This is a genomic window from Allobosea sp. 10L422 (assembly GCF_056395345.1).
Map to the genome: position 1 here is coordinate 58975 of NZ_JBFTJI010000016.1, position 11733 is coordinate 70707.

Below are 11733 nucleotides of genomic sequence, written 5' to 3' on the forward strand. Positions count from 1 at the left end.
ATGACTGTTGCAATAGTGAATGACCCGGTAGCTGCCGGCATCTCCACGCAGAGGCTGCAGGAGACGGTCGCCGCGCTGGCTGGGCTTGGACGAAAGCTGCCGGGTTCCGAGAGCGCCGCGGCGGCCTGCCGCTTCATCTGCGAGCAGCTCGCATCCGCGGGGGTCGCCAACGAAGTGCTGGAGCTCGACGCCTTCGTCAGTTGGCCGGTGAATGCATCCCTGACGGTTGCCGGGACCGTGCTTGCGGCCAATGGCTCCGCCTTCACGTCCTCTGCCGACAAGCTGAACGGCCGCGTCACCCGCTCTCTGGAACCGGCAGACCTGAACGGCGCCTTTCTGGTGATCGACGGGTTGCCGCGCTACGACGCCTGCATCAGCGCGCAGAAGGCCGGCGCGCTCGGCGTCATCGCCATCTCGCATGGTCCGCAGCGCCATTATGTCCAGGCCTCGCCGCTCTGGGGCGCGCCGACAGGCCCGGCCGATCTCGCCCTGCTGCCGAGCGTGCCCGCGATTCAGGTTTCGAACGATGCCGCCGCCGCTCTGGAACAGGCCATCGCAAGCGGCGCGCAGGTCACGATGACCAGCGACATCCGCACGGAATGGCGCGTCGCTCAGCAGCCCGTCGGCGAGATCAAGGGGCGGGAGCCGGGCTACGTCCTGCTCGGCGCGCATTACTGCACATGGGGCGACGGGGCGACCGACAACACGGCCGGCGTCGCCCTGCTGATCGAGCTCGCGCGGCTGCTGAAGCAAAAGCCCAAGCCCCGCTATGGCATCAAGTTCGCTTTCTGGACCGGGCACGAACAGGGCGGCTATGCCGGCTCGTCCTGGTACGCGGATGCGTTTCGCGACTCGCTCCATCGCGACGCGATCGCCTATCTCAACGTCGATATCGTCGGCAGCCGGAGCGGCACCACCAAGGCCCTGCGAAACACCACCGCCGAACTGTCCGATTACGTCAGGCAGGTTCTTGACGGAACGGTCGGCAAGCAGACGCAGGAGGAAGAGGATTTCGTCGACCGCTCGGTCAAGCGGCTCGATCCCTATATCGATCCCCGGCGCTCGGCCCGAAACTCGGACCAGAGCTTTAGCGGCATCGGGCTCGCCACGGCCCAGGTCAGCGCCTTTCTGCCGGCTGCCAGCCCGGATCACCTGCACGGCAGCGGCCTAGCCTGGTGGTGGCACACCGATCAGGACACGATCGACCACATGGATGCCGATGTCCTGGCCATCGACACGCTGATCTACCGGAATCTTGTCGCGGGATTGATCGATGCTCCCGCCCTGCCCTTCAAGCCCGCAGCCATGGCCCGCGACGTGCTCGCGGGCTTGCGCGCGTATCGCGAAGCCGCCCCGGCGCTGGACGATATCGCACGCCTGACCGACCTAGCGGAAAAGCTCTCCGACGGGCTCGCGGGCTGGGCGCCGACCGCGGCCGACGACCGGGTCCTTCTGCGGCTCGGCCGCCATCTCAACCCGGTTCTGTATCACGCGCGCAGCGCTTTCGAGTTCGACCTCGGCAGGGCCAGCCGCATTCTGCCGGGACTGGCGGCGGCGCTGACGCTGGATCGCCTCGATGCCGATGCCGCCCGGATGGCGCGGGTGCAGCTGCGCCAGCGCGCCAACCGCATCGCACATGGTCTGTCCGAGGCGATCGACCTGGTCGAGGCCGCGCGCAACGGCGTGCCCTGATCCAATCCGGCCTTCGACCAATCGCTGCGGCGTTCACGGCCGCACAAACCAACAGGGGATCATCATGGATCGTCGTAGCTTCATCAAAGCCGGCGCCGCTGCCGCACTCGCCGGCATTAGCGCTCCGGCCCTGTCGCAATCCGCCCGGCAGAAAGTGCTTCGGTTCGTGCCGTATACGGACCTGACGATCTTTGACCCGATGTGGTCGACGGTCGATATCACCCGCGACTACGGCTACATGATCTACGATACGCTGTTCGGGCTGGACGCGAACTTCCAGCCCCAGCCGCAACTTGCCGAAGGCCTGCTCTGGGGCGATGACGGGCGTAGCTGCACCATCACGCTGCGCAGCAACATCACCTTCCATGACGGAGAACCGATCCGGGCTCGCGATTGCGTCGCCAGCCTGAAGCGTTGGTCGCAGTCTGCGCCGATGGGCGCGACGCTATTCGCGCTGACGGACGAACTCGTCGCGGTCGACGACCGGACGCTGCGTTTCCGCCTCAAGCTCCCCTTCCCGATCCTGCCCGCAGTGCTGGGGCAGCTCAGCGCTCCCGTGCCTCTCATCATGCCCGAGCGCGTCGCCCAGACGGATGTGAAGACGCAGATCACCGATCGGACCGGCTCCGGCCCGTTCAAGTTCAAGGCGGATGAGTTCCTGCTCGGCAATCTTACGGTGTTCGAGAAATTCCAGGGCTACCAGCCGACGCCCAGCACGGCACGCGGCCTCACCGCAGGTCCGAAGATGGTCCATTTCGATCGTGTCGAATGGCGCCGCATTCCCGACGCCGCAACGGCCGCCGCGGCGCTCCAGACCGGTGATGTCGATTGGATCGGCGGACCGACGTCGGAAACGGTCGAGCTGCTGGCCGGCTTCAAGGATATCGACCTGCCGCGCCTCGAGGACATCCCCTCGATGGCGATGATGCGGATCAATGCCCTGCATGCCCCGTTCAACAACAAGAAGATTCGCCAGGCATTGCTCCCCGCAATCGACCAGAGTTCTGCATGTCCGTCGCCGGCACCAACCCGCAGAACTTCGCGACCGGCAGCGGGTTCTTCCCACCCGGCACGGCGCTCGCCAGCGATGCCGGCCTCGACCCGCTGAAAGGTCCCCGCAGCATCGAGAAGGCCCGGCAGCTCCTGAAGGAGGCTGGCTATGCCAACGAGCGGGTTCGCCTGCTTGGCGCCGCTGACAGCCCGGCTTCGACCACCCCGCTGGCCCAGGTCGCGGCGGACATGCTTGGCAAGCTCGGCCTGAACCTGGATATCGCGCTTCTCGACAATGCTTCCGTCGCCCAGCGCCGCCGCTCCGAAGAGCCGATCGACAAGGGCGGCTGGTCGTTGAGCTGCTGGCTCTTCCCCGGCGCCTGGTTCGTCGATCCCGGCACCAACATCATGCTGCGCGGCAACGGGCGCAACGCGTGGTTCGGCTGGCCCACTATTCCGAAGCTGGAAGAACTCCGCGACGCCTGGCTCAATTCGCCATCTGTCGACGACCGCAAGCGCACCGCGCAGGAGATGCAGGTCGTCGGGATGGATGAGCTCCCGGCCATTCCGCTCGGCGCCATCTACCGCCAGACCGCGCTTAAAAAGTACCTGGTCGATCGTGTGCCGACTGCGACGGTGTTCTGGAACATCCGTCGTGGCTGATCTCGCCCTCCCTGCGGCATGAGGAGACCGGCTCCATGCTCGCCTACATTCTGAAACGCATCCTCGCGACGATACCGGTCATGCTGGTCGTCGCGCTGACGGTGTTCTCGCTGCTGTTCCTCGCACCTGGCGATCCCGCAACGATGATCGCGGGGGATCAGGCTTCAACGGCGGATATCGAGCGGATCAGGCAGAGCCTCGGCTTGGACCAGCCGTTCCTCGTGCAATTCGGCAACTGGCTGTGGCGGCTGGTCCATTTCGATCTTGGCAACTCCGTCTTCACGGGCCAGCCGGTGACGGCGCTGATGGCGGAGCGGGTTGGGCCGACTGTTTCGGTCATGCTGCTGACGCTCCTGCTCTCGGTCTGCATCGCCGTCCCGCTCGGCGTGGTTGCGGCCTGGAAGAGCGGCAGCTGGATCGACCGGACGATCATGAGCGTCTCGGTGGTCGGTTTCTCGGTACCGCTCTTCGTCGTCGGCTACATCCTGGCATGGGCCTTCGCCTTGAAGCTGCAATGGCTACCGCCGCAGGGCTACTCGCCGCTGTCGGAAGGGCTCTGGCCGTGGCTGCAACGCCTCATTCTGCCCGCCGTCACGCTCGGTTTCGTCTACATCGTCCTGATCGCCCGGATCACGCGCGCATCGATGCTGGAGGTCCTGCAGCAGGACTATGTCCGGACCGCGCGCGCCAAGGGCCTGGGCCCTCACTCCGTCCTGTTCCTGCACGCGCTCAAGAACGGTGCTGTGCCGGTCATCACGGTTATCGGCATCGGTTTCGCCGCGCTGATCGGCGGCACGGTCGTCACTGAAACCGTCTTCACGATACCTGGCATGGGGCGGCTGACCGTCGATGCCATCCTGCGCCGCGACTACCCCGTCATCCAAGGGCTCGTGCTGATTTTTTCGTTCGTCTACGTGCTCGTCAACCTGGCCGTGGACCTTATCTACACGCTCGTCGATCCGAGGATCCGCTATTGAACTCCTCCCTGCTCCACGCCGGCACCGTTGGCAGGTCTTCCGAAGGCTCCCGCCTTGCCGAGGCGCTCAAGCTGATGCGGCGGCATCCGACGATGCCGTTCGGATCGGCCGTCCTCATCGCAATGGTCGCGATCGCCATACTGGCCCCGATGCTGGGCACGATTGACCCGACGGCGACGTCGCTGGCGCGCCGGCTGCGCGAGCCTTCCGCCCAGTTCTTCTTCGGCACCGACATGCTCGGGCGCGACCTGTATTCCCGCGTCCTGTATGGCGCCCGCATCTCGCTGCTGGTCGGGTTTTCGGTCGCGATCCTCTCGTCGGCCGGCGGCCTGCTGATCGGCCTGATAGCGGGCTTCATCAAGCGCGTCGACGTCGTCGTCATGCGCATCATGGACGGGCTGATGTCGATCCCGTCGATGCTACTGGCGATCGCGCTGATGGCTCTCACGAAGGGCTCGGTCATCAACGTGATCGTCGCCCTGACGATCGTCGAGATCCCGCGCGTGACGCGCCTGGTCCGCTCGACGGTTCTCTCCCTACGCGAGCAGCCCTATGTCGAGGCCGCCACGGCCGCCGGTGCGAGTACGCCCCGGATCATCGTCCGCCACATCCTGCCGAACTCGCTTTCTCCCCTGATTGTGCAGGCGACCTATATCAGCGCGGCGGCGATGGTCACCGAAGCCGTGCTGTCCTTCATCGGCGCAGGGACGCCGCCGATTACACCGTCCTGGGGAAACATCATGGCGGAGGGCAGGACGCTCTGGCAGCTCAAGTTCTATATCGTGCTGATCCCGGCAGCTTTCCTTTCGGCCACAGTGCTTGCCGTCAATCTCCTCGGGGATGGGCTGCGAGATGCCCTCGACCCGCGTAGAATCTATTGAACCAACATGTCACACAGCCTGTAAATCTTGATAAAGCGATCGCTCCATTAACGAAGCGCAGTGTATTGGCTCGCGTCAGTCTTATAGTCGAGCCCGTATGCGCTGACAGCATTGAAGACCAGCGGCCCATCGACGCGCGCGCGGACCTCTCGCTCATCCTGGACGAGTCGCCAAGCATTGACCGTGCCTGGCCTCGGCAGGCGCAGATTGATGCCGCGGTGGCCGACGAGGTCCTGCGGCATGGCCGGAGCGGGCTGAGCTGGGGGGTAGCCGGGCGTCCCGACGATCGCCATAGGGATGTCGGGCCCGAGCCGAACCGCGACCATGTCTTTGGCGGCGTGCTCGCCCAGCCTGACGGCGGCGTCGAACGCCTCGGCGACGACGTCCGAGAGCTCATAGGTCGTGACGATCTCGATAATGATATCGCGATAGTCGGCGAGAACCTTCGTTACGGCCGGCAGCAGGCAAAAGAATTGATCCTATCGCCCGTTCAACCGCAGCCCCCTAAAGGCCAGCGGCTATGCTTCCTCCCAGGGAAATGCGCAGGAACCTTTGTAAATTTGGGGCGTTTACAGACCTGCTTTGGAACACGCGAATGCAGAAGCTTCTAGTTTGCCGCGTCGGGCCGGTGTGGGCCTACCGCGATGTTACGGGGGCGACCTATGGCCACTCGCCCCATATCCAAGAGGCGGTGCAAGCTGCTCGAACCACGGCCGAACGACGAGGCGGCGAGGTGAAGTTCAGTGTTGAAGCAGAGCAACAGTATCGCTCCCTTACCAGTGTGCAACTTGACAAGGTAGCGTCGGATAAGGCCAATCGTCAAAATAGTGTTCGCGTCTGGATTCACCGGATAGCGCGCGCGGCGAAGCAAAGCAGCGATTTCATGCGGTAGCGTTGCCTTTGTACAATATGGCGGAGGCTAGATTGTCGGATAGCCTGGTAGTTTCGGCATTTCTGCGGCCAGAATTAGACGACAGCACGAGTACGCCAGATCCTAGAGACTGGCTGGCAGCGATCATCGACGGATCGGACGATGCGATTGTCAGCAAGAACTTGAACGGAATTATCCAGAGCTGGAATGGCGGCGCGACGCGGCTGTTCGGCTACCCGCCCGAAGAAGTAATAGGCCGATCCGTCACCATCTTAATTCCGCCCGACAGGCTGAATGAAGAGCCGATGATTCTGTCGGAAATCCAGAAGGGCAACCGCGTTGATCATTTCGAGACCCAACGTCGACGCAAGGACGGCTCACTGATCGACATCTCGCTGACAATTTCGCCCATCCGTAATGAAGCTGGTAAAATCGTCGGCGCTTCTAAAATTGCCCGTGACATCACCGAACGCCTGAGAGCTCAGCAGCAACAGCAGCTGCTGATCGGCGAGATGCATCATCGCATCAAAAACCTGTTCGCCCTGGCAACGGCAATCGTCTCTATCAGCGCCCGCTCGAAGGGTAATCAAGCCGAGGTTATCGATGGGCTGCAGGCCAGACTATCTTCGTTGGCTCGGGCCCACGAACTGATCCTCGCGGACCGTTCCCACGGGCCCGATTCCGGGCACTTGACGCTTCGTTCGCTCGTCCAAGTCATCCTGGAACCCTACGCCCTCGATGACCGGATCGAGGTCTGCGGCGACGATTGTGAAATAGGGGGAAAGGCCGTCACCAATTTGGCTCTGTTGCTCCACGAATGGGCTACGAACGCCGCAAAACATGGATCATTGTCCAGGGATGCCGGCCGTCTCATGATCGAGATTTCTCGTTCCGATGATGACCTCATACTGACCTGGAAGGAGATGGGCGGACCTGCCCCCGTCCTACGAGCTGCAGGTTTCGGTAGCAGGTTGGAGCAAGGATTGGCTGGCGCATTACACGCTACCGTCGAGCGAGATTGGCAGGAGTCAGGTCTGGCCCTTTCGCTCTCTATTCCGAAAACGTCCCTAGCTTGATGGGCCTCAATCGGCTTGCAACACCGCCCTACGTTTGGCGACTATCCAGCGCCCCCTGGACTGCTTCGACCGCGTCATCGGTGGACGCGTCGTCTGCGGCCGCCGCTCCTTGAGCTTGCTCGGCCGTCTCGCCCCTGAATTTTAAAGTTGCACGGTAAACGGGCTGACCATCATCTTTCTCGACAGACGCGCTGAGATCCAGCGCCGGACCGTCAAGAGCTCCTCTTTAGCCATGTCGGCCAAAGCTTCCTGAGCGGCGTGCGCGGCGGCTTTGTCATCGGGGTAGACCAAAGCCTCGTCGCCTTGTCCACCTCCCGTTGTCGGTGGTGAAACGATATCCAGGCATAGGGTGTCCCATTATTTATGGCCAAACGCCAAGCTCTCTGGCGGGGTCCGTTCACACAAAAAAGGCCCCGACAGCCGAGGCTGACGGCGCCAGGTGAGGATTCGAGGTGTCTCGAAGGCGGAACGCGCGACCGCATCCTTCGTTCCTATCCGCCGTGCGGCTTAGGTGGCGGCAGCGTCGGCGGACCGTCGCGCCAACGCCACGCCCAGCGGATCGGCGTCTGGCAGCCGGCAAGCGACAGCGATCCCAAGGCGAGAAGCGCCAGGATGATACGGTTCATGGACGTGTTTTGGAGGAAAGCGTGGGCCCGGCCGTGCGGGCCATCCTTCGAGGGAAGGATGCAACTGTTCTGGGCAACTGGTGTTCTTGGGCTGCGGCGTCAGAGACGGCTCACATGAAGCACGAGCGCAGGCTAAGCGAATGCAGGAGCGCGAGCGGGACAGAGAGGCGAAGCATCGGCCGCCGAAACTCGTTTCGGATCGGGCCGCTGCCGCGCTGACGCTGGCTGCCAGGCCCGAGAATGCCGGCAAGACCATCGTGGTGATCTTCCCCGACAGCGGCGAACGCTATCTCTCCTACGTGGAATGAACCGGCGCGGCGGCCGCCCCATCCGGGGGGCAGCGTCGCGCCACCGGCTCATCTGGAGATCGGCAGTTCGGTGCGATCGCGGAACCGGGCCAACCCGAAGCTCGACAGATCGATGCCGCTCGCGCCATCGAAAATCGTCTGGGCGACCGCCTCGCCGATTGCTGCCGAATGCTTGAAGCCGTGCCCCGAGCAGGGGGACACCACGAGCACGCGCTCGCTGTCCGGCCAGCGATCGATGATGAAGCCGTTGTCGGGCGAGACTGTATAGAGGCAGGTCTTGCGCCGCGTCTCGCCGATCCGCAGCCCTTTCAGCCGACCTTCTGCCGCACGCGAATAGAAGGCTCTGGATTCTCCATCCTCGCTCGAGCGGTCGAAATCGTCGGGATCGACGCCGTGCGTTTTCTCACCGTGAGCGAGCTTCACCGCGCCGTCCCGCGCTGGGAAGCCGTAGAAGCCGTCCTCCGGGCGCGGGCCGTAGGACCAGATGTAGACCGGGGCCTCGTCCCAGCCCGCCGGCACCGAGGGATCGACCCGATACCAGTGCAGGATCTCGCGGGTTGGCCGTAGCAGGCTCGCGATGCCGGGGCCGAGCAGGCGGCCGATCACGGGGCGCCGGGCCATCATGACCAACCTGACCAATAATCGACCCAGTCAGTCATACGAGGCCTGATCCGCCCGGCCATCGTGCGCCAGAGTCGGACATTGGGCGATCACCCGGAACCGGACATGCCAAGCCGAAAGCAGCCTGCTCCTTGGCGGGCGCTCAACTTTGCTTGAGCTCAAACTCAAGCGGCCGCCTTCCTTTGGCACCATCGGACTGCGATTGTGCGGGTCATGATGCGTGGAAAGGCAGGTTACCACTGGAGATTGTGGTGCATTGCGCTCTTCAGTTTCGGCCTGAACAGCGGAGCTCACAGCGAACCAGGTGGTAGATTGCGTACTTCGCCGGATGTCCTTGCCGATCCGCTGCGGTACGGGCCGGGCGGCATCTACGCGAAAATTCCCCCTCGGGATGAATTCGGGCGGGATCAACTCGCAATGTTCCGCGCATGGAATTCAAATCCACTGGCAAACCACGAGGCGAATCTTCGGGCCATCCGACCAATCCTCGCCAAAGTCGTGCGGAAGGCGCGAGCCGATAATCCAGGGCTGCTCTTCGTGATCGGTTCCGGGAGACGTGACCGCAAACAGCAAAGCATGGCGGTTGCCTGGGGCTGGTCACTGACCAGTGACAGCTCGCACCGGTCGGGCAAGGCAGTGGACCTATGGCCGCTCGACCAGACGGGACAGATCGTCTTTGATCCGGAAATTCAGAATCGGATTGCTGACGCGCTGGCGCAGGCCGGACGTGAATTGGGCGTATCGCTCCGATGGGGTGGTCATTTCCACGGCTACAAGCACATGGACCGCTCGCATTTCGAGCTTGTCTCGCCGTAACGCCCGCAAGCGGTGATCTGAGCAGCCGTCGCCGCTGCCAAATCCCGGCAGCGCGCCGAGCACCACAAGCTTTTTCCAGAAGCAGTTCGGGCTCCGTGGTAAAGTAATTCAGCCCAGAGCCAAGCTCATTGTTTCCATCGGCCGTGTCTAAGCTGCGCCAATAGCTGAACTCAGCTGCGCGGTATAAACCGGACATTCTGCGCGATGCGTTGTCTCCCATTTAGTTCCAACGCGACAACGGGGTGCCTCCAAGGTGTCGTATGCTCCACAGTGTCGCGGAAGACTTGCCGTGTCAGTTGCTCGATACGGACAGCCCCGCAAGCAACGGTGCGTAGACAGCGAACCTGTGGGAAGCGAATTCCATGAACAGCCGAACGCGCTTGGTTTTGCGGGTCTCGCCATGGGTGAGGAGCCAGAGCACGCCGTTGCGCTGCGGCAGGATACCTGGCGCTCGGGTCAGCTGGGGATCGGAGTCGCCGACAAAGCACGGCAGCCTCGTCAAGCCGATCCCTTGGCGAACCGCGGCTATTTGCGCCTCGGCGTCCGGGGTCCTGAAAGGTACCTTGGCAGTTCGGATCTCGCCCGCGCGAGCCCAGTCCGGGATGCCGTGATCGTTAATGACGATCGGCCGGATAGGCCTCTGCGCGCCCGCCCGCCACTTCGCCAGCAGGTCGCGGGACAGGTAGACCCCGCTGGCCAGTTCCGGTCCCATCAGGCCGTGGAGATTGAGCGGGAGGGTCTTGCGGTCGACGACGAAGCGGATCGCCACATCGGCCTCTCGATTGGTCAGGTTCGCGACCTCCCCGGTCGACATGATTTCGATCTCGATTTCGGGGTGCAGGCGCGCGAAATCAGAGAGGTCCGGCATGAACAGATGGGTCGCGAGGAAAGGCGGCAGCGTCAGCCGCAAGAGGCCGCGCGCGCTCCGGTCGCGCCCGAACACGCGCGCCTCCAGTTGGTGTGACGAGGTCTCCATCTGCTCGGCGAACTCCAAAACCTCCTCTCCCGCCGTCGTCAGGCGGTAGCCCGTCGGCAATTTCTCGAACACTCCCGCCCCGAGCCGCTGCTCCAGTTTAGCGACGCGCCGCAGCACGGTCGCGTGGTTCACGGCGAGGCGCTCGGCGGCGGCCCGCACTGAGCCGGCGCGCGCGACGGCCAGAAAATAGCGAACATCGTCCCAATCGATCATAGCATAATCCTGCACCGGAAAGGTGCCTCTTCAAAGCTGGGGCGCAGTGATCCGATGTTGCCATCCAATTCACCCGGTTAGTTTTCGCACCACCGATGTTCACGCCTCCGCACTCACCGTCGCGCGCCGCCAGGGCCATCTCGGGGCTCTCGGGTCGTCCTCTCACGGCCACGAAGGAACCCAAAGGAGACGATCATGGGTAAGCTGGACGGTAAGGTCGCGGTCATCACGGGCGGGTCGAGCGGCATGGCGCTGGCGAGTGCCAAGCGGTTTGTCGACGAAGGCGCCTATGTCTTCATCACCGGTCGGCGGCAAGAGGCGCTTGACGAGGCCGTCAAGCAGATCGGCCGTAACGTCACCGCCGTTCAAGGCGACATGGCCAATCTCGACGACCTCGATCGGTTGTTCGACACGGTGAAGCAGGAGAAGGGCAGGATCGACGTCCTCTACGCCAGCGCCGGCATCGGCGAGGCGGCGCCGCTGGGCGAGATCACGCAAGAGCTCTTCGACAAGACCTTTGGCCTCAACGCGCGCGGCACGCTGTTCACGGTGCAGAAGGCGCTGCCGCTGTTCAACGACGGCGGGTCGATCTTCATGACTGGCTCGGTGGCCTCACTGAAGGGCTTTCCCGGCTACAGCGTCTACGCGGCGAGCAAGGCGACGCTGCACGCCTTCGCGCGAGGATGGCTCAACGAGCTGAAGGGCAGAAACATCCGGGTGAACGTGCTGCACCCGGGACCGATCGCCACCCCGATGCAGGACGAGGTTCTGACCGAGGAGGCGAAGAAGATGTTCGAGTCCCTGATCCCGCGAGGGACGATGGGCCTTCCCGAGGAGATAGCGGGAGCCGCGCTGTTTCTGGCGTCCAACGACTTGGCCTGCCCCGATTGAGTGGTCCGGCTTCAATCTAATGCATGGTCGGCTTTGCGGCCATGTTCGACGACGGCAGGATAGCTGCCGGGGCCGGCGGCTTGTAGCCGAGCGAGGAGTGCGGGCGCCTGGTGTTGTAGTGCTGGCGCCAAC

At 63.6% G+C, this 11733-nt stretch carries 14 protein-coding genes; 11 read left to right on the forward strand and 3 right to left on the reverse strand.

Translation table 11 applies throughout. The annotated features are described in order from the left end of the window. The 9 genes from AC1DEZ_RS24970 to AC1DEZ_RS25010 all read left to right on the forward strand — a co-directional run bounded on the left by AC1DEZ_RS24970 (position 1) and on the right by AC1DEZ_RS25010 (position 8084). Positions 1 to 1692 (forward strand): M28 family metallopeptidase, encoded by a 1692-nt coding sequence (locus tag AC1DEZ_RS24970; protein ID WP_476780952.1) that lies wholly within the window; start codon positions 1 to 3, stop codon positions 1690 to 1692. 64 nt (positions 1693 to 1756) lie between these two features. Beyond that, positions 1757 to 2800 carry an ABC transporter substrate-binding protein gene (locus AC1DEZ_RS24975; RefSeq protein ID WP_476780953.1) on the forward strand — a complete coding sequence of 348 codons (1044 nt, stop codon included), beginning with the start codon at positions 1757 to 1759 and terminating at the stop codon, positions 2798 to 2800. Continuing rightward, a complete protein-coding gene (locus AC1DEZ_RS24980; protein WP_476780954.1) occupies positions 2701 to 3345 on the forward strand; it encodes an ABC transporter substrate-binding protein in 645 nt (214 codons plus the stop codon). Before AC1DEZ_RS24975 ends, AC1DEZ_RS24980 begins: the two co-directional genes overlap by 100 nt. A 35-nt stretch (positions 3346 to 3380) precedes the next feature. Then, positions 3381 to 4322: an ABC transporter permease gene (locus tag AC1DEZ_RS24985; RefSeq protein WP_441514145.1), complete on the forward strand. Its 942-nt coding sequence runs from the start codon at positions 3381 to 3383 to the stop codon at positions 4320 to 4322. Further along, entirely contained in the window at positions 4319 to 5203 is an 885-nt protein-coding gene (locus AC1DEZ_RS24990; protein ID WP_476780955.1) for an ABC transporter permease, read from the forward strand. The genes AC1DEZ_RS24985 and AC1DEZ_RS24990 overlap by 4 nt, the downstream gene beginning before the upstream one ends. After that, positions 5200 to 5814, forward strand: coding sequence for a hypothetical protein (locus AC1DEZ_RS24995; RefSeq protein ID WP_476780956.1), 615 nt, complete (start codon positions 5200 to 5202; stop codon positions 5812 to 5814). Before AC1DEZ_RS24990 ends, AC1DEZ_RS24995 begins: the two co-directional genes overlap by 4 nt. Further along, complete coding sequence (locus AC1DEZ_RS25000; RefSeq protein WP_476780957.1) at positions 5799 to 6095, forward strand: hypothetical protein; 297 nt, start codon at positions 5799 to 5801, stop codon at positions 6093 to 6095. Before AC1DEZ_RS24995 ends, AC1DEZ_RS25000 begins: the two co-directional genes overlap by 16 nt. 32 nt (positions 6096 to 6127) lie before the next feature. Continuing rightward, entirely contained in the window at positions 6128 to 7150 is a 1023-nt protein-coding gene (locus AC1DEZ_RS25005) for a PAS domain S-box protein (protein ID WP_476780958.1), read from the forward strand. 766 nt (positions 7151 to 7916) lie between these two features. Continuing rightward, a complete protein-coding gene (locus tag AC1DEZ_RS25010) occupies positions 7917 to 8084 on the forward strand; it encodes a hypothetical protein (RefSeq protein ID WP_476780959.1) in 168 nt (55 codons plus the stop codon). Between the two features lie 48 nt (positions 8085 to 8132). On the opposite strand, the gene AC1DEZ_RS25015 is transcribed toward AC1DEZ_RS25010, so the two are convergent. Then, on the reverse strand, positions 8133 to 8705 hold the full coding sequence (locus AC1DEZ_RS25015; protein WP_476780960.1) for an FAD-dependent oxidoreductase: 573 nt from the start codon (positions 8703 to 8705) through the stop codon (positions 8133 to 8135). Positions 8706 to 8918: 213 nt separating this feature from the next. Between AC1DEZ_RS25015 and AC1DEZ_RS25020 the strand changes: the two genes are divergently transcribed. Beyond that, entirely contained in the window at positions 8919 to 9521 is a 603-nt protein-coding gene (locus tag AC1DEZ_RS25020) for a M15 family metallopeptidase (RefSeq protein ID WP_476780961.1), read from the forward strand. Positions 9522 to 9813: 292 nt separating this feature from the next. Here AC1DEZ_RS25020 and AC1DEZ_RS25025 read toward each other — a convergent pair whose 3' ends face one another. Beyond that, positions 9814 to 10710: a LysR family transcriptional regulator gene (locus tag AC1DEZ_RS25025; protein WP_476780962.1), complete on the reverse strand. Its 897-nt coding sequence runs from the start codon at positions 10708 to 10710 to the stop codon at positions 9814 to 9816. Positions 10711 to 10905: 195 nt separating this feature from the next. Between AC1DEZ_RS25025 and AC1DEZ_RS25030 the strand changes: the two genes are divergently transcribed. Then, positions 10906 to 11601 (forward strand): SDR family NAD(P)-dependent oxidoreductase, encoded by a 696-nt coding sequence (locus tag AC1DEZ_RS25030; RefSeq protein WP_476780963.1) that lies wholly within the window; start codon positions 10906 to 10908, stop codon positions 11599 to 11601. 16 nt (positions 11602 to 11617) lie between these two features. Here the strand turns inward: AC1DEZ_RS25030 and AC1DEZ_RS25035 are convergent. Continuing rightward, the coding region (locus tag AC1DEZ_RS25035) for an integrase core domain-containing protein (protein WP_476780967.1) at positions 11618 to 11733 on the reverse strand (116 nt) is incomplete at its 5' end.